The organism is Sulfurimonas sp. (assembly GCF_023229025.1).
In the GTDB taxonomy this organism is placed as follows: Bacteria; Campylobacterota; Campylobacteria; order Campylobacterales; family Sulfurimonadaceae; genus Sulfurimonas.
In genome coordinates, this window is sequence record NZ_JALOAA010000035.1 from 1 (window position 1) to 20,053 (window position 20,053).

The following is a 20,053-nucleotide window of genomic DNA, read 5'->3' on the forward strand; positions in this document are numbered from 1 at the left end:
ATTTTAAGGATTTTTCGCTAAAATTACGCTCTTGCTCGCATAACTCAGTTGGTAGAGTGTTACCTCGACAAGGTAAAAGTCACTGGTTCGAGTCCAGTTGTGAGCACCATCATTTATTACTACCAATTACTTATTTTAGGCACTTTCAGCTCCCCTTATGTTCTACTTGTTACAATTTCAATATATCCATTTACTACTAAATACTGATAAAATGTTGCGGTAAATGTTGCGGTAAGATTTTAAACAAGGTAGAAATAAAAATGTCTGATTTGATAAAAACAAAATTTGCAGGTATTTACTACAAAGAAGAGCCTAAAACAAAGGTTAAAACCTACATTGCTAGAATCAATATAAGAGGTCTTATTAACACGGAACAGATAGTCGGGTACTCTAATGATGCAATAAGAACAAACCCCTCTATAGCATTTCAAAAGAGAAATGAACTCATACAAAAGATAAAAGCCGGCGATTCAATAAGAGCAGAGGATAATCCGACACTTGACTCATATTTTAATGAGTATATGGATTTTAAAGAGAGCGGCAATTTGTTATCCGCTAAAAAAATAACTGTCTATAAATCATTTTACCGCAACCATATACCGCAACATTTGAAGTCAAAAAAGCTCAAGCAGATTACAAAAGAGGATTTTCAAAAGGTAATTAATACTATGGTTAAGAATGGATCTAAACCAAGTTTTATAGAAACTGTAAAAACTTGTTTCTCCCCCATTTTTAATGATGCAATAGAAAAAAGCATTATCACTAAGAATGTAATTAAAGGTTTGAAGTTCCCGGACTACGACCCAAATAAATATTTTAACTTACCTGACAATAAAGTAAAAGCTCTTTTTGAAGCAATTATGAATATTGCAAATAATAAATATAGAGTTATGTTTATGTTTTTACTTAGAGGGAGAAGAGCGGGCGAAGTTTTAAGTATGCAATGGTCTGATTTAAACTTTGAAAATAAAACTTATAATATTCGAGACTCTCAATCTAAAGTAAGAAAAAATCTTACTTTTTCTCTTGATGATGAGCTTATCTCTCATTTTGAATACCTGGAGAAGAAAGAGAGCGGTTTTATCTTTATAAATCCAAAAACAGATAGACCATATTTTACATTTCCAGTTCGAGTATGGAACCGCATAAGAAAAGATGTAGGAATAGAAGAAATGACAATACATGATTTTAGACATCTGCTAGGTTTTACGCTTGTAAACAATAATGTACCACTTGAGAGCATTTCAAGAGCACTAGGGCACTCTAAAATTACAACAACGCAAAGATATTCAAATCAAAAGGAATTAATGGCTAAAGAAGCCGTAGATGTGTATTTGGGGATTGTTAATAAGTGAGGGTTTGGGAGAGTCAAAAGCAGCGGGAGCCACTACTTTTTTCTTTTTTAAACTATTTTTGATAATATATGCCAATTAATAAAAAGGAAAAGAAAATGGCGAAAGACATGAAAAACGCAGGGGCAATGTCGCTCTTTGCGGCGGGGATACAGACTGGTGGGCTCATGGCTAGGATGTTTGGGTATATGGCGTTCTACACACTTTTGGTTTTTATTGTCATAATGTTGGTTTATATCACAAGCGAAAATGTACCCGTCGGCGAGGAAGACTCTTTTATAATAATTTTAGCTAACACCCTCATTTGGGGAGGCTCTACCCTCCCGTTCGTTTTTTGGGAAAGAAGCATAAGAAAATTTCGTCGCAAGCATGGGTTGAGTATTTATAAGAACGTAAGAGAAGAGCTTGAGCAGATGGAGATCAATGAGAGAGTTGCAAAGGAGCACAAGGCGTTTGTGGCTAATGGGATTGCAAGAGCTGATGGCGAGAAAAAAGATCTTGATTATTGGTTTGGGCTTTTACAGAAGGGCGCTATTACGCAAGATGAGTATAATGTTAAGAAGAGTGAATTGATGGCAGTTTAGTCGCTGTGTTTCGTGTAAGACTAGAGAAGAGAAGGCGAAAGCCGCCCATGAGAGAAAGAAAAAAAATGATGGAGTGTAGGATTAGATCCTACTACCCCAAGACACAGACTCGTGACGAATGCTCTCTGCCGCGTTATCAATTGCGGATGTACTACTAAGATCAATCATTTGAAAGAGCTCCGTGTGAAGCGAAATAATCAACTTGTACACTATTACGATACTGAATGCCGCAATAACTATCTCCATAAAACCGTCGAACATATATAGAATTAGCTTATCAAATAAACTATTCATATTGTAGCCTGCTATATCAATATTAGCGCCGATTTGATTTTGAGACATACTGTTGTCTATCATTCCACCGACAATATTCTTGCTGAAAACTGTCCCAATCGTATGTATCAGGGAGTTTGCGGTAACGGCAAGCCAGATAGCTAAAACAAATATCGGCAGCTCAAGCATTGTTGCCAAAATTTTAGCGGTGAATTTCGCAAACGCTTCTAAGTTTCGTTGTAGAAACATTATAGGCATGATAAACAGACTTAAGAAGTGAAAGCTAAAAATCTTCAAAATAATAATGATAAATCTAAGCAATCCAATTGCAACAATAGCGACAATCGGCGCCAAACTCAGTAAGATTTTAGCAGCCATATAAGCATAGCCCGTAGCTATTAATGCCCCGCCGGGCCCAGTGGAACCAATTGCTGCGCCGTCTATTGCTCCGACAAGTCCATAAAACCAACTCCCCCAGCCATCAGCTGCCTGTGAGCCTATCGCCGCGCCGCTAGCGGCACCCACTACTACAGAGTTTGCCTGAATCATATCAAATACTTTACCCATTCCTGGCACCATGAGGTAAGGCAGCGATGATAAAATAGAGTGAATTTCTTTGTTATCTTGTTTTATTTTTTTATTGAGTTTTTCTAAAACTTCACTATTTTTTTGAGTCAAACCGCCTATATATTCTGTCTGCATCTTCGTCACCGGCAGCCCCAAGATAGCTAAATATCCCCAATCTCGGTAAAGTTTATACTGAAACTCAAATATATCACCAAGCGCCGTGATTTTAGCGTTTGTTGTCGGATCATTATTGACAAGTACAGCAAAACTTTTTGAAAATGCCTCCTTTCTATCTTTGTGGTAATCACTCAAATACTCAGACTTCCCACACGCGCTAAAGGCAAATTTCGGGTAATATCCCTCAGTTGTTATACCGTCTTTTATAAGCCCACTCTCTCCCATCTCATAAAAGCCATCAGTCATAGACCTGCCAATCATGGAAGCATACGCCCAATGCTCGGTCGACGGGAACAATCTACCGTCCGTTTCAGAATAGACGCTCTTCCTGTCGCTATGCAAGAGGGCACTCTCGTGGTACACAGTGTCTTTACAGTAGTTATAATTTAACGTATAAAAGTCATGCGGTCTGTCGCTTTGAACCTTTTGAGCCCAAGTGTTCACTATCTGCTCCTTGGTCCCAAGACCGCTTTTGCGGATAAGAGCGTCGATTTCCGCATCAATGATGACTTTCGCGCTCTCTTTCCCCCAGTTGCCAAAAGTGTAGTAGCCAAACTTCTCAAACCCCTGATAGCGGGTTTTGAGAAGTTCATACTCCCCGACTTGTCCCTGGGCGTTTTGGATTTCGGTTTGATCAACCGGAAAAAATAAAAGAACTCCCGCTGCTAGCCCGACGACCCACGGGGTGCTCCCCTCTCCTTTGTTGCCGTCTATTTTATTTGCAGCTTTAGAACCAATCAAACGGATACCGCCATACGCCCCAAAACCGACTACCATTATCATTAAAAATGACATAGATACGGTCCCAAGACCACCATAAACCTCAAATATCGTAGCCGCATCCGCAAGTAGATACTCGCTATTATCGACTACTTCGTCGCTCTCGGTAAACTTAGAGGTGAACCCCTCTTTGAGCTGAAATTTGCCGGTCGCTTTTGTGGCCTCAATATCAATGATCTCATCATCAGTTAAAACCGCCGCCATAAGCAACTCAGGAATCGTCAAATAAGACGCATTCGCCTGCTCTTGCATGTCATTTATAATCTCTTGCTTTTTTTGCAAGAGGGGTAAAAATTGAGCCTCTGCTGTAGCAATAGCCGCCGCCTGCTCTTGAGTGGCGGCCTTAGTGTCTATTTGATAAAAGGTTTTAATTTTAGGCACGCTTACTTTATATAATCCCATCGGGTTATAAAGATCGCCTTTGGCTGCGAACATACAAGTTATAATACCGTTAGGCAGATCAAGCTCATAAATCGTACTCGAAAACTTTGCAATATTATCTACTTTACATATACCCGCATTGAGAATATCATTAAAGCTAGGCTCTGAAGAACTTATATCCTTTGTTAAAGTTGCATTTTCGCCGTAAATCCCCTTGCTCTTGAGTTCTGCAAGAGACAAGGTCGGAATAGTCTCTGTTCTATATTTATCATACTTTTGTTCCGAGAAATCCTTCATTACCTGATCGGGAATATAAATGCTTTGGTAGTTGGCTAAAAGTGAGGTCGATAAAAGAAAAAATGCTGCAATAAATAATTTAAGCGTTTTCATGTTGCACCTCCATTTTTTGAGCTGCTCTTTTTTTTGAAACAAAATAGTCAAGAGTTAACCCCGAAATAACGTAAATAAAAGTAAACCATTTGACAAAAGTGTCATACTCTTTAACGAATAGTGAGATTTGTTTTTGGGTCTCCGGAGTGTTTGGAACGGTTGAAAAAAGGTCGATAAATGCGCCTTGCGCTGATATCTGAATTATGAAAAGAAAAAATGTATATAATGAGATATATATAAATATTCTCGCATAAATAGGCATATTTCTTAGACGCCATTTTTGAAGTTTTTGCTCTTTTTTAAGCCTCTCATTCTCTTTTAAATCTTTTAAAATTTGCGCGACATCAAGTTTCAGGATTGACTCAAGTGTTAAAATGAGCGTCATTCCGGCGATAGTGCCGTAAAAGATAATATCGCCTACCGCCTCCCAGAAAGGGGCTAGCGGTGCATCCGCAAAATTGATAAAAGAGGATGCGAAAATAAGGGCAAAAACTGTAAAAGCAATTATCCCAGCGTAAAAAAGAGCGCGAAAACCGAACTCCAAATCTTTTAAAAATTTAAAAATAAACAAAGAGCTATCAACGTTTTTTAGCCATTTTATGGCTACCTTTTGGGTGAGTGTAAGATTTAATTTCTCCATGATTTTATCCTTTTTGAATTGCTGCGATTTTTCTGTTTTTATTATCAACGAGTCCAAATGTGTTAAAGAGCTTATATCCCCAGCTGCTATATGGGGCCTCGCCAAGAATTGCAAACATCTCTTTTTTGAGTTTTAACCTTTTTGCAGAGCTTAACCCTATGTCATAATAGATAGAGTTGCGAGCCGCTGGAGTGCTTCCAAGACGAAGATTTTTAGCCAAATCCTCCTCGTGCGCGTACATTTTGAGCTCTTCTCGACTTAACTCCCAAAACCTCTCTTGTTTTTCAAGCGGTAAAACAGTTAGATCAACCTCATAGCGGTGATTTGCAAAATTGAGTTGAGCCGCTAATAAAAAAGCAGCGATCGGGACGATTGCGATCGCAATATACAGTCCGCTAATATGTGTAAAACTGTCTATTTTACGATAGGTAAAAATTACGTTTTCAAGGAAAATAGTAACTTTTGATTTAGATCTTGTAGTAGTTCTCATGATATGTCCTTTTAATTTATTTTAGGGATTTGGAAGTAAAGAAGAGGAAGTTTAGAGATGATAAAATTCACTCGCTCCTCGTCTTTACTTTTTTGAATATAGCTATGAACTTTATTCATAGTTTCGATCAACTCTTGTGCTGCGATTTTTCCGGCGGTTGATAAACTGCCTTGTTTGAGCTTTTTGGTAACAACGTTTGTGTTATGTTGTAGAGCTCGCAGCTCCTCCCGTATATGCTTGTATTTTGTCATACTCATTTTGTAACTCCTTATTTTTTATTTTTCTTCATCCCCGTAGTTGCAATAAGAATAATCGCTATTGCCGATAAAACAAAATCTTCTACACTTCCAAAATTGAACATATTGTCTCCTTTAGTTTGCCTAATATACTAACTATATACAATAATTATATCCTATTAAGATATTAAAGTCAAGCTTTTTTCTCCTAATATGATAAGTTTATAGACTTTTATTTGCCTTTTAGGTAAATATATGCTATTATTATCATCTTAATAAGATATAAGGAGTAAAACATGACACTTGAAGAGTTCAAAGATAGATTAAATACTTTGAATCTAAACCTAACCGATTTTGCAGAGATAACCGATATACCATATTCAACTATCTCTAAATATGGACGCTCAAACCCTGTTCCTCCATGGGTTCCAAAGTTTTTGGACTTGTATGAAAAAACACAAGAGTTAGATAACTTCAAAGAACTCATTAGAGAGCTCAATGAAAAACTTAACGGTTAAACAACTTTTTTAGCTGCCGCACTTTCCCTATTCTTTTGAAACTTCGCATTTTGTACTTCTTCGTATCGAGTCGCTAACATGTCCTCAAACTCTCTACGTTTTTTATACTCGACATAGCCTTTGGCTCTTTGAAGATCTTCTTCGTTTGCATCAGGATTTTTACTTTTAAGTTCTTCAAAATCTAGCTCCTCAGGCGGTAGTGGCGTATAGCCTCTATATAGATTATCATTATCTATTATCGCAATATATTCATGCTTCTCGCCCAGTCCATTAAAATCACTCTCAATGATTACATCGCGCGTAGTTGATTGTTCGGAGTAAGTGTTAATCTTATGAATATTTAAACCTCTTCCCTCTTTCTGCAAGTTCTGAATTTCGTATGTAAATTTACCGGCGCCCTCAATTAGAGCTTGTTTTGTTTTTCGACCGTCCGTTCTAAAATAAAATTTGTTTTTGATGGTCTTGTCAATAATTTCTCCGATAGCTTCTTTCTCCTCTTCCCCTTGTAATCCGCCACAATACATACCGCCCTTACTTCTTAATTTCTCAAGCTGGTCTTTTAAAACATCTTCATTATTTAACATCCGCATGTAAGAACTGAACTCGTCAATAAGATAGAAGTAGAACTTCCGTTTTGTATCGGGTTGAGATAGATGTATGAGAGTATAGAGTGCTATAAATGCACTTGAGAGTGATGCTAAGTTCTCCGTTAGCATCGGCGGGTAAGAGACATAAAGTTTAGCCCCATGTGAGCGTTTCAAAAAATCCTCTACAACAAAAGTCTCCGCCCCGTCTTGAATACGAAAGTTCATTAAATAAAATGGACTAAGCACCTGCTTAAGAGTTGCGACTACGTCACCCTCGCTTCTTTGGGAGTCATTTTGAGTCTCTAAAATAAGCTCATCTATTTTATGAATAAAATATGCCCACTTCTCTTTTGCTGTTGAAAAATTTTGTCTTTGAACCAAAAGAGCTATGTGTTGTAAATGCTCCATGGCTCCCGTGGTAAAAAAGTTTACTTTGCCCTCGCCACTCGCAGCCGATAGAAGCAATTTAAAAAACTGTTTTTGAATCGCTGTATCTTCTGAAAGCAGGTCGTGAATTGTACTTCTATCATCATACGGGTTCAATATGACATCTCGTAGGGGATTATAAAATTTAGATACCATCTCAAGCTTACCGCCATCATGCACTAGGGCGTTTTCATAACAATGAATTTGAGAAAGTAGATTGATAAAAAATACGGATTTTCCTGATCCCATGCCGCCCCATACCATGGTCGTTTGTTTCATATCTGTTCTATTAAACCAAACTTGAGTAGACTCAACAAGCTTGCGATATAGATATGGTGGTCTGCATTCTTTAAGCGTTTTTGGGGAAAATCTAAACTGTCCTATGTAAAAATCATTTTTTGTTTTCTTCCGAAACCTATGTCTGATTTTATTGAACGAACTCCATGTGAGTCCGTCGCTTACCCGGATTGGGTTTAAGCTTGAGGAATTAGGATATTTATATTTTTTGAAGCCTGCTTGCACCCTCCCAAAACTACCATACATAAATAATAAAATCGATGCGGGGATGATAAATCCCCATGTAAATACAAAGTCCATTTTAAAGCTCCTGTTCATAGCTTTTTTCAAGCTTTTGTTCTTTCATGGTTTGGATGATCGCCCTTGTAACTCCGCTAAGAGTAACATTGCCTTCTTTGATTACATCTTTTGCAGCGGTTGCAACGCCCTTAACAAACTTAATCCCGTCTGCAATATGCTCAAAATAAGTATTGTTCATGAATGTAAGGGTCTCTTTGGCGTCTGTTTGAGAAATTTGAGATAGCGTGTCAACAAAACTATCTTTGTTTATAGCTTTTGCTTCAGCGGCGGTTTCGATTAAATCGCTTGCGTGCTCAAGCTTATCTAAAACTTTTTCGACAAAACTCTCTTTTTCTTTTTGAACTTCTTGATCTAACTGTCTGTTTTGAATTTTACGATCTTCGATGTTGACACCGTTTTTATGTAAATCATTTATATCTTGCCCTGCTTCTGATTTTTTATATTTGATATACTCAAACTTTTCTATCTTTGCATTTTGAACTACATTTTTCACAAACTCTATCCCCGCTTTATCTGACTGTTGATAAAATTCTATAGATTCATATCTACCGACGTTTAAAGCCTCTGCAACTTTTAGATGGTTAGCGGTTGAATTAGCGATAATGACGTCTGTGGCTTTAAAATCTCGGTTTTGATAAGCCGATGCATAATCCATCTTTGACTCAAATATAGCAACTCTTTTAGACTCTGGAGTTTTAAAATGAGATATGTTTTTTACCCCAAAATTCATCGTCTTAAGAGAACCTATCTGTTTTAGGAAATGGATATCAGCTCCGCCTCCGATAGACTCGATACCGATACCAAATGCCTTCTTAACCTCTTCATTTTTATTGGTGTACTGGCCAGTAATCATCTTGAACTCTTTAGGTATTTTATGGATACCACGACTTGCAAGATAATCAAGTGCAGGCTTGTAGTTGCCTATCTCTTTTATCTCTGTAACTTTAGAGTTGATTTGAGCCTCAACTTTAGAGATATTTTCTTGTTTTTTAGCCTCTAAGTTTGGAGCAGGCTTGAACTCTCTTTTTACATTATTAAGCTCGTCTAATCTTTCTTGAACATAGTTACGAACACCTGAGTTAGCTATTGCATACTCAAGAGCTTCTTTGTAAGTTGAGTTTGTCATATCCATAACAAGATTTTCAATCGTGCCGTTGTTGCCCCCGAAATCTTTATATTTGTACTCTCCTTTAGCATCAATATAAATATTTGCTGATGAAGTTTTTTCGTCTCTTACTTTAAACTCATATCTTCCATTTTTGACTTTATAGTCGATATTTAAAGAATCCAGGACCTTGACCGGATCAGTAAGCTTTAACTCTTGTTTGGTTTTTGATGCAAGTTCATTAAATTCTTGTGACTCTAATTTTTTTATTTTCCTTCTCATCGGTATCATCTCCTCTGGTTTTAATTGCGCAGCTTTTAACATTTCGCTCGCATTTAGTTTTTGGCTATCTTGTGCCGCTCGTTTTTTAAGTTCCTCCAAATCATCCGTGATGATATGAGCCTCGTGTTTAGCCCTGGTAATCTGTGTGTAAAAATCATTAAATGATGCAGCTTGAGAGTTAGCGACTGCGATCACTTTGTCGGTGGTTTTACCTTGAGAGGCAAAATCTGTAATAGCATAAGCATGGGCGATATACTTATAGTTTTTAACACTAAAAGTTTTTTCGCTTTTATCAAACTTAACCGTTATCTCATCCTCCTTTATCGCTGTTATCTTTCCAATCTGACCGTTTTTCAAGCCCAATTTAGTATCATTCTTTTTCATGATAATCTGGTCGCCGATACCTAAATCCGTTTTAGTATCTTTAAATAAATTTAGGCTATTGCCCTGTTTAGATAAGTCCACCGTCTCGACAAATGTTTTATCTCTGAATGTATGTTCTATCTCAAGAGTGTTTTTATTAATATCAACATTAATAATTTTTGCTTCTCTGCCCGCTGAAATAGAGCCTATATTTTTTGAAAGATATACTTTTTCCCCAACTTGATAATAGATTGCACTTCTCTTTTCAAGTGCTGACATGGACGGAACTTCTCTTGTATCGAATGTTTGAGAGCCTGTTATCTCTCCACTCTCAACTAAAAAAGAACGAATGGAGCTGTTTAAGGCTCGTCTGTCACTATTTGTAGTGGTAATAAGCAAAGAGTTATCTCTATCTTTTAAATACTCCTCTTGAGCAGCTTTGAGCCTCTCTTCATTATTTGTAATCTCTTTAGTGGTGTCTTTCAAAATCTCAAGAGCAGCGGATATGTCTTTGTCTAAAATATTTTTTACCGCCGTTGACATTAAATCATTCTTTTGTCGATTACCCTCGTTGAGCCGCACCGTCTCAAACCCTTGTCTTTGAAGTCCTGAAAAAATATCGCCTTGCTCGATAGATTTTTTTTGATTTTGGTCACCTGAAAAAACAATTTTTAAATTGTTGGCTTCCGCGATTTTCATTAGCTCATGCGTATCTCTTAAACCTAACATACCTGCTTCGTCAACAATAACAAGAGCATCTTTTATGTCTGCTCCGTTAGATTGTATAAATTTCGCTACCGTAAAACTCTCTTTTATGCCTGCTTCTTTAGCGAGATTGTCGGTAGCTGTGCCTGTAGGTGCTAGAGCAACTACTTTAATATTGTTTTGCTCCGCTACATTTTTTACAATTTCAAGAGATGTACTTTTACCTGCTCCGGCAACGCCTTGAGCTACTATAAATTGTGAATCACTTGTTAAGATTGTATGAGCTAAGTTATTTTGTCCGTCTTTTAGTTCAAAACCTTTTTCGGTTTCAAAAGCCTTTGTCGCCTCTGCGATTTGCTCTTTATCTCCCGTGATTGAAAAGTTTTTGAGCTCTTTTTTTGAAAAGATATACTCCTCTTTTTGAAGCACTTCTATAGTTGTATAGTGATTTTGAGACTTATCTATGGTTACAAGTTCTGAATAGTTCTCGAACTCATTTTGAATATCTGATAAAGATACATCAGTAGTTAGACTCACTTTTAATGAGTGTTTTAAAATATCCTCACGAGTAAAAACAGATTTTTTATCTGTAATGTCCTCGATAGCTATTTCAACTGCCTCTTTTGCAGACATTTTTCGGATTTCAAGGTCTGGATTTTGAGATTTAATAAGCTCTATATCTGCGCCTGCCTCTTTTAATCTCTCTATATTTACCTCTTGAATTCCTGCACGGTCTTTATTTTTATCTTTCCATTTCGCCGTCTGTCTCTGGGCGGTATGAGTAGCTTTATAAGATGTCTGCCCGCTCGCTTCCATCTCATTTTTTATATCTTCACTTCTCGTTGAGAATTGGTCTCTAAGCTCTTTATCTACACTTTTAAGAGAGAAACTACCTACTTTAGCATTGGTTATTTCAACCTCATAGCCTAATTTTTGGAGTTTTTGAGCGAATGAATTACGCTGAATTTGTCCGATGAGTTGATGGTTCATCATGATTTGATTGAATTCAACACTTTTCCAATTTCCGTCTTTGTCTTGAATCATATTGATAGCTAAGCAGTGTTGATGCAGGTGCATATCGTTGTTTCGCGATTCACTGTGATCAAAACGGGTAAAGAGCATCTTAGATTCTGCCTCTACACCTTGCATGTTGTCTCGGCTCTTTGAGTTTGAATAATTAGCTTCTGCAAAATCTAACGCCTCTGATATAGACTCTGAAAAAGCTTCTCTGATTTGAGCTTTTACTTCATCACTTGAGACTTCATATAAAATAGATACTGATTTATCCGCTGCAAAAGTTAAATCGCAAGCCGCTCGTTTGCGATCTCCATTTTCCTCTAGATCTTTTTTTGAGAGTTTAATTAGCTGCTCTCCGCTTGACGGATGCCGTCCATTTAAAATGGCATCAAAGTCTTTTAAATTAAAATCGCTTAAGCCTAAATCATTTTTTAAGCCGCCATAAAATGAGCCTTGCTCAAATTCATTATTGATGAAATATGTATCATTCTCGAAATAATTTCGCGCATTGCTTGCGGATACAATTTTGGGTCTTGCCAGCAAAATATCCTCCTTTTTAGTATTTTTCTTTTTAAAAGCAACGCTCCACCTCATAGGTGGGTTCGGTGCCTCTCTTACCGAGATAATAATTAATTAATAACAGATTAATAATTCAGTAATAACTATTAATGAGTATTAATAACCTATGATAATGCGTAATATATAGTAATATTAATGATGAAACTTAGAGTAGTCAGGCTCTACAATTTCGTAACTTTTGACTTCACTTTTTTTAAATAAACTTGATGTTGATGTTGTAGGTTTTTGAGGGGTTTGGACTTGTCTTATTGGCTCTGGCTCTTCTATACTCTCCGCCGGCTCTTTAAAATGTCTCTTGATAAATTGAGACAAATTAGATTGTTTAGTAATTACATTCTTGGACTTTAAAAATTGACAAATAGCCGATTGTGAATATTTACTCTCAACCAGATCTTTTATTTCATCCTTAAAATCATTTAATTTTGAGCCTCTCTTCGGCTTATTCTTTTTTTTGAACTCTTCAAGTGTCATGATAACACCTCCTTAACTATCCAAATTTACCCATAAACCACGTCATTAAAATACTGATAACACCTCCAATAAACATACTAGACAAAGAAGCGGTAATCAATCGTATTTCACTTTTGTTTTTACACTCCCAAAACTCTTTACGAACATTTTTTAAAGCATCTAAATTTTGCTCTAGCTCCAAACTTTCTTTTTCGAGACTTTTAAAAAGAGAATTTTTTCTTAAAGCTAACTTAAACTCATTTACCACATCTTCCCTCATTTTTTTACCGTCAAAATCTTTTTGAATTTCTTGAATTTGCCCGATAAGTTTTGAGATATCATTCAGGAGAAGATCATATTGCTCCTCACTAATTATTTTAACCTCGCCCATCATCTTACCCCTCCAATTTTTTAACAATTTTAGACATCATAGGCTCAATAAATTCACGATATAGGTTTTGAGAATTGAGAATTAAACCTCTTTTTTTAGTAAGCTCTAACCTTTTGGCATCGCTTGGCTCGGCTCTCTGTTGAGTTGTTATCAACTCGACATCTTGATCTATTAGAGATTTAAGAGTCACACCCATACTTCGTGCTTTTTTTATAGCTTTTGAATCTTTTATGACGAACCAATTATCCTCATTTTTTAAATCAACTTCATACTCTTTTTTGAGCAACGGAGCATTATTAAAAAATGTATCAAACTGCTCTTTTGGGTCGCTATACTCAAAGTTGTTATATCTGTTAAATCCGAAAATTATTTTTTGAGGATTAACCTCACCTTTTATATTTTCCAGAAATTTTACGGCGACGTTAAAGTCGTCGGCTCCGTCCATTGCAGGGATTATAATTAAATCTAATGTAGAGTATAAATTACTCTTTTTCATGGATGAGTGAAATTTATCTAACATTACCGCACCCACATCAACCACTTTTATACCTGGACTTATGAGTAAAGACTCAAATTCAAAAAATGACTCACTTGTCTCGTCCAAAAAGTTTATTTGAACACCCTTGTAAAAGCCCTCTGTATCGAGTTTTGAGTCGCTTTTATTGATATAGTCAATTTCGATTAAAACGGCATCGGATAAATAAGATGCAACAATACTGCTCGTGGTGCTTTTTGAAGCACCCCCTTTAAAGTTATATACTAGTATGTTCATGTTTTTAACTCCTTATTTTTTTACTTTTTTAAGATCAATCTCAAAAATTTTATGTTGGTCGTTTTGAGCCACCGAGACCGCCTTGTTCTGGGTGGTGGTCCAAACCACTATTCTGTCCTCATCAATCGCAAAAATCACACCGCGCTTTTTTGCTTTTTGTATCAGCTCCAACTCCGCCGCAGCGGTGCTTTGCCTGCCTTTAAGTTCTTGATTAATATAGTAGTTGTTAAGCTCACTTTGAGCCAAACTCCCGATATATCCCCCCAAAAATAGGGCAACCGCGCCAATTGCAATCGTGTTTTTGATTTTAAAGCTTGATACTTTTTGCTCAAATTTGCTGAATTTCTCGATTTGATAATCAAGAGTTTCAAGCTCTTTTGAGAGTTTTTGAGCTGATTTTGTGGCATTTGTGATGATTTTCTCTTGCTTTTCACTCATCCCCGCCTCTTTTTTTGGTGGAGAAGGTGGTGGAGTCGGTTTTTTAACCGATACCACCTCTCTTTGAGGCTCTTTTTCTGGGCTCATATCCTCAAAATCTATCACACCCTCTTCATTGTCGGGGTCTGGAGAGTCCCAATCTATCTCTTTCATTTTACACCTCTAAATACCAAATCCAGAGTGATTATTCCACCTCCAAAAATAAACATTGTTGTTGAAAGTGGATAATTGTCATATATCCATGCCATTTTTGATTTTATATATCTCATTTTTAACCTTTAATTTAAATTTTGTTTTATACTTTTTTTAAAAGTACAAAATCAAGTTTAAAACATTACATACTCTCTCCTATGTAAGTGGTGTTTGACTTTTGACCCCGGACTGAGTTTGGGCTGATAATTTAAATAACTTGAGGTTTAACCCTCTATAAAACCCTAAAAATAGGGCTTTATTGAAGATTTGAGGAGCGGTTAAGCTCCTATTTTTTGATTTTGATAAAAATTAAAGAGGTACTCCCAAACCTCAAGAGCTTCCTCTTTTGATAGTATTTTGGAGTTAACCATATTCACAACAAGCTTGCTCTCGTTAATTTTAAAGGGGGTTGCAGGCTCGTACCCTATACCCTGAGTGTAAAAGGGTACGTTTGTGTTTTTATTGATAAAATGGCTCTTAAAGCTCTGTAAATTTTTAAAAATATCTCTCTCATTTCTGCTCTCTCTTGAGAGAGTTTCTTTATTTTCTTCTTTTATTTTATTTATTAGTTTATTATTTGGTACTAGGGTACTTGTAGGGTACTCCAAGCACCCTTGAATTGAGTTAACCTCACTCAACTTGTTATGCAACTCTAACAATTGTTGTTTTTGTTTAATTTTGCGTTTTGTGGAGGTAATTTCGCCGCCTAATTTACCAGCCTCAACGGCTTTGTAATACGGCTCTAGTTGTTTAATAATAAAAGGTGATACCACTTTTTTATCATCTTTTTCATAAATTTTAAACAAATCGTAACTCAATACAATGTCCTCTAAAATTTTGCGACTTACATCAAAATCTCGACTCAAAAAGTCCAAATCCTCTAAATAAAACTCATGATTTGGTTGAGCTACTGCATAATCAATCAACAGTATTGCAGCACCTAATCCTGCAGCCGCAGGAAAATCAACTCTTATTTTTTTAAAAGTTCGCGTGTTTGTAAAGCCCACGGGAAACGGTAAATTTTTTGGTTGTGACATTTTTGTACCTTTGTTTGTTTAGGCACTTTATAAGGAGTATTGCGGTAAGATTGTAGACCGCTTTTAACCTTTAAAAGTGTGTTTTTATATAAGCCTTTTGTTTTCAATCTTTAGTAGGGGCGAGAACTAAGGTAACTATCCTGCTATTGGTTGTACTTCGTTTTTATCTATATAATCTTGGATCCATTCTTTTTTATAAACACAAACATTCCCGACCTTACTAAAACGAATACGCCTTTTTAGCCTTAAATTTCTGAGTGTTGTTTTAGATATTGGTAATAACCCATCTATTCCTTTTGCTACTTCTTCCGTTGTGTAATACTCTTTTGTGTAATACTCTTTCATATTTTTATCCTTATTGCTATTTTACTTATTGAGTAAAATACATATCTTTTTAAGTATTACAATTATCCTATAGGTAACCTTATGTATTACTTAAAAAGTAATCTTTTGTATTAAATTTGTATATTTTTACTTATTATGGTAAAATTAGAATAAAAAAAGGGTACGCATGCGCACTTTAATTTCTCAACTTCTTTTTTTCAAGTCGCCCAATACTTATTATAAGTGGAAAAAAGAGGGTCGCCCCATAATATCGCTGCTTGAAAAATATTTTACTAAACAAGACTTGCAAGAGTTTTTGCAAACGGGGCAGATAAATAAATTTGATAAATTGGAAGATTTTGACACTTACATTGATCGAATCTATTATAAGTGGTTTAAAAAATATCAAAACTTAGCATTTCGAGAAATTTTAGATTTTTATCTTGCTCAATTTTCACAAAATTATATTCTTGAAGATGAAGAGGGGTATTTGTTGGGCGAGTGCGTGGTTGCTAAACATCAAAACATTGATAGTTCACTCAACATGATTGAGTTACTTGTTTCATATATTATTGACGTTAAATTTGATGAGCACATTGCTAAAATTATCGAGAAACACAAAGAAGTTGATGATAATTTAATTACATTAAATAATCATAAAATAAGGATTATCTATTCAATAACAAATGACTTTACCGAACAAGAGCTGGAGTTTATTTTGGAGTATAAATTTAATATCAATTGGCAGTTTAAAGAAGAGATATAATTTAAGGATACAAAAGTCTAAAATATCTCCGGAGTGAGTAGGTTATGCCTACGCCGATACCTGCACTTTTACGCCTAGAGAGTTGAGCACTTTTGCAATAGTGTCAAATTTAGGCTTTGAACCCTGATGAAAGGTTTTGTATAAGCTTTCTCTTCCAAGCCCTGTATCTTTTGCTATTTGACTCATCCCTTTTGCTTTTGCTATATGTCCTATAGCTTCTAAGAGTTCGTCCATATCTCCATCTGCTAAGATTTGAGATAGATACTCGGCTATTACTTTTTTATCATCAAGATACTCTGCTATATCAAAATTTGTAAGTTCTAGTTTATTCATTGTCAAGCTCCTTATACATAGAAACATTGTATCCCAAAGGATACTTTTATGTCAATAATCTTTAGCCATATGTATTTTTGTAACTATTTTATGGTATCATTTTATTATGAGCAAAAAAGATAAATTACTTGAGAGATTTTTAAAAATACCACCATACAAAGATTTGACATTTGACGAACTTCAAACTTTGCTTTTGGGTTTTGGTTATGAAAAAGTAGAGGGTAGCGGTTCTGCCGTGAAGTTTTATAACAAAGAGAAAGATAGTCTCATAAACTTACACAAACCACATCCAAGCAATATTTTAAAAATCTATCTTGTTAAGCAGATACAACTCAAACTAAAGGAGATACTATAATGGCTAATACAATTGAATATAAAGGCTATATCGGCTCAATAGAGTATTCGAGTGAAGATAAGCTCTTCTTTGGAAAAATAGAGCTTATAGATGATTTAGTAACTTTTGAAGCAGATGGTGCAAGCGAACTAGAGACAAACTTTCACAATGCAGTTGATGAATATCTACAAACTTGCAAAGAGCTAGGCAGAAAACCGCAAAAGACATACAAGGGTGTGTTTAATGTTAGAATAGACCCTAAGTTGCATCAAAAAATTCATCAAGAAGCATTAAAGGCTGGTGTTTCTTTAAATGCTTTTGTCCAAAATCTGTTAAAAACAAAAATGCCTACTGCTTAAAGGAGCTAAACAATCTTTAATGAGAATAGAAAATTTAATTTCTTAAGTAACCTCTTAACATATATGTACTAAAATTTGTACATATATTTAAAAAAGGAGCAAAAATGCAAACTATGACATTTTCTCAAATGAGACAACATCTAGCTACTGCTATAGATACTGTTGTAAATAATCACTCTCCTATTATCATCACACGACAAAATAAAGAGCCTGTAGTGATGATTTCTCTTGATGATTATAAATCGATAGAAGAGACGGCATACCTTATGCAAAGTATGACAAACGCATCAAGATTAAACAGTGCGATAAAGCAGCTTGAAGCAGGTCAAGGTAAAACTAGAGAGCTTATAGAAGAATGAACCTGACTTTTGCAGATGAAGCGTGGGAAGACTATCTCTATTGGCAGCAAACCGATAAGAAGATTTTAAAAAAGATAAATACGCTTATCAAAGAGATAAAAAGAGAACCGTTTAAGGGCACTGGCGAACCTGAACCGCTAAAATATAACTGGTCGGGTTACTGGTCAAGACGAATAACCATAGAGCATAGGCTAGTTTACAAGGTTACTGATAATGCTATTTTGATAGCACAGTGCAGGTATCATTATTAACAAAATATCTCTTATGTTATAATAACGAAAAATATGAAAAGGATTAATATGCACTCCTTAGTTTTAAATGTAAATGATAGCTTCTATAATCAATTATTATCTTTTTTAAACCAAAACAAAAAGCAAGTAGATATACTTGAAGATTTGCAAGATGACGGCTATCCCTCTATTTCAAAAGACGAAGCAAGAGTAAGAGTATCTTCAGCGGTAGAAGACTACAGAAGCGGAAAGATGAAAACAGTACCTTATTCTCAAGTTATGGATGAAGTTGGAAGATAAATAAATATACTTCTAAGTGGGGTAAAAAGTGGGGTAAGGCTTTTTTAAAAGCCTTAACAACCCACAAAATAGGCACTTAAAAACATAGCATATTTACCTCGACAAGGTAAAAGTCACTGGTTCGAGTCCAGTTGTGAGCACCATCATTTATTACTACTAATTACTGATAAAAGATTGCGGTATGTTTTTAAACTAAGGCAAGAATAAAAATATCTGTATTAAACTACTGCTTAAAGAAATATACTTAGTTTATAACACTGACAAAAAGGTTAATGTTTATATCTATAGACGAAAGAAACAAGAGAACAAATCTTCAAATAGTAGATATAATATACAATATATTAAATGAGGCTCATATAATAAAAAATAATTCAAAATTGCCTTCATACAAAAGCTTAATAACTTTTATAAAGGACCGTGTTTAGCGCGACAGATGCTATACCATAAATGGTATAAAAATAGAAAACAAACTAGGCTGAAAAGCTGATGAAAATTTTGATAGTGGAATAGTTAAGACTATTAAGCGGTATTTGGAGAAATATGATGGCTAAAATAAGTATAGTAATACCTGTATATAATGCTGAAAATTTTATTGTACATATTTTAGATAAAATCTATGAGCAAACATTTCAAAATTTTGAATTAATTTGTGTAAATGATGGAAGCACTGACAATACAAAAAATATTTTAGAAAACTATGCTCTAAAGCGCAACAATATGATCGTTGTAAATCAAAATAATGGTGGTATTGGTAATGCAGCAAATCTTGGAATCAGTTATGCAAGTGGAAAATATTTAGCTTATTTAGAGCATGATGATTCTTTAGTTAGCAACAATGCCTTTGAAATTCTATACGATACTGCCGAAAAACATGACTTGGAAATACTATCTTTTAATTTTTCTACTGAAAAAGAAATATCTAAATTAAATCAACCAATAAACAAAGTTATAACAGGAAAAGAATATTTGCTAGGTTCTTATCACCCTGCACCATGGTGTAAATTTTATAACTTGTCCTATATTAATAAAATCAATTTTAAGTTTAGAGAAGATTTAAGATTTGCTGATACTGAGTCATATCCTAGATTAATGATAGATGCTAAAAGAGTTATGCATATTGAAAATGTATTATATGTTATGAGAATTGCTGTAAATAAAAATTCTGTGTCAGATACTATAATGAATATTGAATCTGCTGAAGCATTTGCTCAAACAGCAATTACTTATAGTGAGATTATAGATAAAGAAACTCAGGGCACACCGCTTGTTAAGGCACTTAAAAAACAAAGAATGCAAGCACTTATTCCAGCTGCAAGAATTTTAGGCTCTATTAATACAGAAAAAAGCAGGAAAATTTATTCTCATATACTTAGTCTTTCATTAAGTAAATTTGAGTTATACCTAGTTAAGAATGAGTATAATTTCTTTTATTATAAATTTGTAAAAAAAGAAGCAAAAATCAGACATCCTTTTATATACTTAGTTAGAAAAGCACGAAAGTTTATAATATAAGTATAAACCGTTCAGAACTCTACATCTACTTGGTAAAATAACAAGTACTCAAACCTTTTTATAAAAAATAGGGAAAGTGAAGTATGAACATAAGTTTATTGACAATATTATAATGGTCAAAAAAATCAAGACAATTTTTTAACTTAATTAATTTCTGTCTTTACTTATTACTTTACCCTATAAATTCTACTATCAAGTGTAATAATT

General features: G+C 35.0%; 23 protein-coding genes and 1 tRNA gene. 11 read left to right on the forward strand and 13 right to left on the reverse strand.

Annotation, left to right across the window (positions count from 1 at the left end; translation table 11 throughout):
* Positions 1 to 33 precede the first annotated feature (33 nt).
* The 3 genes from M0Q20_RS08600 to M0Q20_RS08610 all read left to right on the forward strand — a co-directional run bounded on the left by M0Q20_RS08600 (position 34) and on the right by M0Q20_RS08610 (position 1,936).
* A tRNA-Val gene (locus M0Q20_RS08600) sits at positions 34 to 109 on the forward strand.
* A gap of 151 nt (positions 110 to 260) precedes the next feature.
* Positions 261 to 1,355: a site-specific integrase gene (locus M0Q20_RS08605; protein WP_295060660.1), complete on the forward strand. Its 1,095-nt coding sequence runs from the start codon at positions 261 to 263 to the stop codon at positions 1,353 to 1,355.
* 95 nt (positions 1,356 to 1,450) lie between these two features.
* Entirely contained in the window at positions 1,451 to 1,936 is a 486-nt protein-coding gene (locus tag M0Q20_RS08610) for a hypothetical protein (RefSeq protein WP_295060663.1), read from the forward strand.
* Positions 1,937 to 2,017: 81 nt separating this feature from the next.
* Here M0Q20_RS08610 and M0Q20_RS08615 read toward each other — a convergent pair whose 3' ends face one another.
* From M0Q20_RS08615 to M0Q20_RS08630, 4 genes are read right to left on the reverse strand one after another with little or no spacing between them, the layout of a single operon-like run.
* On the reverse strand, positions 2,018 to 4,504 hold the full coding sequence (locus M0Q20_RS08615) for a hypothetical protein (RefSeq protein WP_295060666.1): 2,487 nt from the start codon (positions 4,502 to 4,504) through the stop codon (positions 2,018 to 2,020).
* The gene (locus M0Q20_RS08620) at positions 4,491 to 5,144 is read right to left on the reverse strand and encodes a hypothetical protein (protein WP_295060669.1); all 654 of its coding nucleotides are present in this window, start codon (positions 5,142 to 5,144) and stop codon (positions 4,491 to 4,493) included. The genes M0Q20_RS08615 and M0Q20_RS08620 overlap by 14 nt, the downstream gene beginning before the upstream one ends.
* A 4-nt stretch (positions 5,145 to 5,148) precedes the next feature.
* Entirely contained in the window at positions 5,149 to 5,634 is a 486-nt protein-coding gene (locus M0Q20_RS08625) for a hypothetical protein (protein WP_295060672.1), read from the reverse strand.
* 11 nt (positions 5,635 to 5,645) lie between these two features.
* Positions 5,646 to 5,891 (reverse strand): hypothetical protein, encoded by a 246-nt coding sequence (locus M0Q20_RS08630; protein ID WP_295060675.1) that lies wholly within the window; start codon positions 5,889 to 5,891, stop codon positions 5,646 to 5,648.
* Between the two features lie 275 nt (positions 5,892 to 6,166).
* On the opposite strand from M0Q20_RS08630, the gene M0Q20_RS08635 reads away from it, so the two are divergent.
* The gene (locus tag M0Q20_RS08635) at positions 6,167 to 6,388 is read left to right on the forward strand and encodes a helix-turn-helix transcriptional regulator (protein ID WP_295060679.1); all 222 of its coding nucleotides are present in this window, start codon (positions 6,167 to 6,169) and stop codon (positions 6,386 to 6,388) included.
* On the opposite strand, the gene M0Q20_RS08640 is transcribed toward M0Q20_RS08635, so the two are convergent.
* The 8 genes from M0Q20_RS08640 to M0Q20_RS08675 all read right to left on the reverse strand — a co-directional run bounded on the left by M0Q20_RS08640 (position 6,385) and on the right by M0Q20_RS08675 (position 15,674).
* Entirely contained in the window at positions 6,385 to 7,680 is a 1,296-nt protein-coding gene (locus tag M0Q20_RS08640; protein ID WP_366933657.1) for a type IV secretion system DNA-binding domain-containing protein, read from the reverse strand. The genes M0Q20_RS08635 and M0Q20_RS08640 overlap by 4 nt on opposite strands.
* Positions 7,681 to 7,999: 319 nt before the next feature.
* Positions 8,000 to 12,064, reverse strand: coding sequence for a MobF family relaxase (gene mobF / locus M0Q20_RS08645; protein ID WP_295060682.1), 4,065 nt, complete (start codon positions 12,062 to 12,064; stop codon positions 8,000 to 8,002).
* Between the two features lie 117 nt (positions 12,065 to 12,181).
* Positions 12,182 to 12,520, reverse strand: a complete 339-nt coding sequence (locus tag M0Q20_RS08650; protein ID WP_295060685.1) for a hypothetical protein — start codon at positions 12,518 to 12,520, stop codon at positions 12,182 to 12,184.
* A 16-nt stretch (positions 12,521 to 12,536) separates the two neighbouring features.
* A complete protein-coding gene (locus M0Q20_RS08655; protein ID WP_295060687.1) occupies positions 12,537 to 12,893 on the reverse strand; it encodes a hypothetical protein in 357 nt (118 codons plus the stop codon).
* Position 12,894: 1 nt separating this feature from the next.
* A complete protein-coding gene (locus M0Q20_RS08660; RefSeq protein ID WP_295060690.1) occupies positions 12,895 to 13,662 on the reverse strand; it encodes a hypothetical protein in 768 nt (255 codons plus the stop codon).
* 12 nt (positions 13,663 to 13,674) lie between these two features.
* A complete protein-coding gene (locus M0Q20_RS08665) occupies positions 13,675 to 14,253 on the reverse strand; it encodes a hypothetical protein (RefSeq protein ID WP_295060692.1) in 579 nt (192 codons plus the stop codon).
* A 317-nt stretch (positions 14,254 to 14,570) separates the two neighbouring features.
* Positions 14,571 to 15,329, reverse strand: coding sequence for a hypothetical protein (locus M0Q20_RS08670; RefSeq protein ID WP_295060695.1), 759 nt, complete (start codon positions 15,327 to 15,329; stop codon positions 14,571 to 14,573).
* 135 nt (positions 15,330 to 15,464) lie between these two features.
* Positions 15,465 to 15,674 (reverse strand): helix-turn-helix domain-containing protein, encoded by a 210-nt coding sequence (locus M0Q20_RS08675; protein ID WP_295060698.1) that lies wholly within the window; start codon positions 15,672 to 15,674, stop codon positions 15,465 to 15,467.
* Between the two features lie 166 nt (positions 15,675 to 15,840).
* Between M0Q20_RS08675 and M0Q20_RS08680 the strand changes: the two genes are divergently transcribed.
* Positions 15,841 to 16,419, forward strand: a complete 579-nt coding sequence (locus M0Q20_RS08680; RefSeq protein WP_295060701.1) for a hypothetical protein — start codon at positions 15,841 to 15,843, stop codon at positions 16,417 to 16,419.
* A gap of 48 nt (positions 16,420 to 16,467) precedes the next feature.
* On the opposite strand, the gene M0Q20_RS08685 is transcribed toward M0Q20_RS08680, so the two are convergent.
* On the reverse strand, positions 16,468 to 16,752 hold the full coding sequence (locus M0Q20_RS08685) for an addiction module antidote protein (RefSeq protein ID WP_294878562.1): 285 nt from the start codon (positions 16,750 to 16,752) through the stop codon (positions 16,468 to 16,470).
* A gap of 106 nt (positions 16,753 to 16,858) precedes the next feature.
* Between M0Q20_RS08685 and M0Q20_RS08690 the strand changes: the two genes are divergently transcribed.
* The 6 genes from M0Q20_RS08690 to M0Q20_RS08715 all read left to right on the forward strand — a co-directional run bounded on the left by M0Q20_RS08690 (position 16,859) and on the right by M0Q20_RS08715 (position 19,846).
* Positions 16,859 to 17,107: a type II toxin-antitoxin system HicA family toxin gene (locus tag M0Q20_RS08690; RefSeq protein WP_295060703.1), complete on the forward strand. Its 249-nt coding sequence runs from the start codon at positions 16,859 to 16,861 to the stop codon at positions 17,105 to 17,107.
* Positions 17,107 to 17,445 (forward strand): type II toxin-antitoxin system HicB family antitoxin, encoded by a 339-nt coding sequence (locus tag M0Q20_RS08695; RefSeq protein WP_295060706.1) that lies wholly within the window; start codon positions 17,107 to 17,109, stop codon positions 17,443 to 17,445. The genes M0Q20_RS08690 and M0Q20_RS08695 overlap by 1 nt, the downstream gene beginning before the upstream one ends.
* A gap of 104 nt (positions 17,446 to 17,549) precedes the next feature.
* Positions 17,550 to 17,804, forward strand: a complete 255-nt coding sequence (locus M0Q20_RS08700; RefSeq protein ID WP_295060709.1) for a type II toxin-antitoxin system Phd/YefM family antitoxin — start codon at positions 17,550 to 17,552, stop codon at positions 17,802 to 17,804.
* Positions 17,801 to 18,055: a Txe/YoeB family addiction module toxin gene (locus tag M0Q20_RS08705; RefSeq protein WP_295060713.1), complete on the forward strand. Its 255-nt coding sequence runs from the start codon at positions 17,801 to 17,803 to the stop codon at positions 18,053 to 18,055. Before M0Q20_RS08700 ends, M0Q20_RS08705 begins: the two co-directional genes overlap by 4 nt.
* A 33-nt stretch (positions 18,056 to 18,088) precedes the next feature.
* Complete coding sequence (locus M0Q20_RS08710) at positions 18,089 to 18,334, forward strand: hypothetical protein (protein WP_295060714.1); 246 nt, start codon at positions 18,089 to 18,091, stop codon at positions 18,332 to 18,334.
* Between the two features lie 543 nt (positions 18,335 to 18,877).
* Positions 18,878 to 19,846 (forward strand): glycosyltransferase, encoded by a 969-nt coding sequence (locus M0Q20_RS08715; protein WP_295060719.1) that lies wholly within the window; start codon positions 18,878 to 18,880, stop codon positions 19,844 to 19,846.
* The last annotated feature ends 207 nt before the right edge of the window (positions 19,847 to 20,053 follow it).

Coding starts and splice junctions, on each gene's coding strand:
- M0Q20_RS08695 (WP_295060706.1), top strand. CDS start 17,107: ATGGCTAATACAATTGAATATAAAGGCTATATCGGCTCAATAGAGTAT.
- M0Q20_RS08685 (WP_294878562.1), bottom strand. CDS start 16,752: ATGAATAAACTAGAACTTACAAATTTTGATATAGCAGAGTATCTTGAT.
- M0Q20_RS08705 (WP_295060713.1), top strand. CDS start 17,801: ATGAACCTGACTTTTGCAGATGAAGCGTGGGAAGACTATCTCTATTGG.
- M0Q20_RS08605 (WP_295060660.1), top strand. CDS start 261: ATGTCTGATTTGATAAAAACAAAATTTGCAGGTATTTACTACAAAGAA.
- M0Q20_RS08700 (WP_295060709.1), top strand. CDS start 17,550: ATGCAAACTATGACATTTTCTCAAATGAGACAACATCTAGCTACTGCT.
- M0Q20_RS08610 (WP_295060663.1), top strand. CDS start 1,451: ATGGCGAAAGACATGAAAAACGCAGGGGCAATGTCGCTCTTTGCGGCG.
- M0Q20_RS08620 (WP_295060669.1), bottom strand. CDS start 5,144: ATGGAGAAATTAAATCTTACACTCACCCAAAAGGTAGCCATAAAATGG.
- M0Q20_RS08640 (WP_366933657.1), bottom strand. CDS start 7,680: ATGAAACAAACGACCATGGTATGGGGCGGCATGGGATCAGGAAAATCC.
- M0Q20_RS08690 (WP_295060703.1), top strand. CDS start 16,859: ATGAGCAAAAAAGATAAATTACTTGAGAGATTTTTAAAAATACCACCA.
- M0Q20_RS08655 (WP_295060687.1), bottom strand. CDS start 12,893: ATGATGGGCGAGGTTAAAATAATTAGTGAGGAGCAATATGATCTTCTC.
- M0Q20_RS08665 (WP_295060692.1), bottom strand. CDS start 14,253: ATGAAAGAGATAGATTGGGACTCTCCAGACCCCGACAATGAAGAGGGT.
- M0Q20_RS08670 (WP_295060695.1), bottom strand. CDS start 15,329: ATGTCACAACCAAAAAATTTACCGTTTCCCGTGGGCTTTACAAACACG.
- M0Q20_RS08660 (WP_295060690.1), bottom strand. CDS start 13,662: ATGAACATACTAGTATATAACTTTAAAGGGGGTGCTTCAAAAAGCACC.
- M0Q20_RS08710 (WP_295060714.1), top strand. CDS start 18,089: ATGAAAAGGATTAATATGCACTCCTTAGTTTTAAATGTAAATGATAGC.
- M0Q20_RS08630 (WP_295060675.1), bottom strand. CDS start 5,891: ATGAGTATGACAAAATACAAGCATATACGGGAGGAGCTGCGAGCTCTA.
- M0Q20_RS08625 (WP_295060672.1), bottom strand. CDS start 5,634: ATGAGAACTACTACAAGATCTAAATCAAAAGTTACTATTTTCCTTGAA.
- M0Q20_RS08650 (WP_295060685.1), bottom strand. CDS start 12,520: ATGACACTTGAAGAGTTCAAAAAAAAGAATAAGCCGAAGAGAGGCTCA.
- M0Q20_RS08680 (WP_295060701.1), top strand. CDS start 15,841: ATGCGCACTTTAATTTCTCAACTTCTTTTTTTCAAGTCGCCCAATACT.
- M0Q20_RS08715 (WP_295060719.1), top strand. CDS start 18,878: ATGGCTAAAATAAGTATAGTAATACCTGTATATAATGCTGAAAATTTT.
- M0Q20_RS08615 (WP_295060666.1), bottom strand. CDS start 4,504: ATGAAAACGCTTAAATTATTTATTGCAGCATTTTTTCTTTTATCGACC.
- M0Q20_RS08635 (WP_295060679.1), top strand. CDS start 6,167: ATGACACTTGAAGAGTTCAAAGATAGATTAAATACTTTGAATCTAAAC.
- M0Q20_RS08675 (WP_295060698.1), bottom strand. CDS start 15,674: ATGAAAGAGTATTACACAAAAGAGTATTACACAACGGAAGAAGTAGCA.
- mobF (WP_295060682.1), bottom strand. CDS start 12,064: ATGAGGTGGAGCGTTGCTTTTAAAAAGAAAAATACTAAAAAGGAGGAT.